A 488-nucleotide genomic window follows, 5' to 3' on the forward strand; every position below is an offset into this window, starting at 1 on the left:
GCCATGCACCTGCCCTAGTACGGCTCCCTAACGCCCCTCCTTGGTGTACCTATGCATTCTAGGTACCGAATATTATTTCCACCGAATTTTCTGCCCGGCTTTACCCGCGTGCAAGCGCTCCGGCACTTGGCTCAGAACGATGTCTCGCAGGGTGGCCAGCAGCGGCAGGCGCACGAATCCGTGGTGCACTACCAGGCTGATTTCGCGCACGGGTTCGGGCGCCTCAAAACGCTTAACCATGGGATTACTAAGCTCCGGCAGCACCGATAACTCGGGTACTAGCGTGTAGCCGTGGTTGTGGCGCACCAACTGCTTAAGGGTCTCAATGGAGCCACTTTCATAGGTGAAAGGCCTAGTAGTATCTACCGGGGCCGGCGAGCAGATGTTGAGCACCTGATGACGGAAGCAGTGCCCTTCCTGCAGCAGCCACAACCCCGGCGCGCCCATGTCCTGGGGGCTGATGGTGGCCTGCGAATACAGCTCGTGCG

1 protein-coding gene is annotated in these 488 nt (G+C 59.2%); it reads right to left on the bottom strand.

Going from position 1 to position 488, the window contains the following annotated elements; translation table 11 throughout:
* Positions 1 to 72: 72 nt before the first annotated feature.
* The coding region (locus ACU8YE_RS24625; RefSeq protein ID WP_446930052.1) for a LysR substrate-binding domain-containing protein at positions 73 to 488 on the bottom strand (416 nt) is incomplete at its 5' end.

Source organism: Ralstonia sp. VS2407 (genome assembly GCF_052950655.1).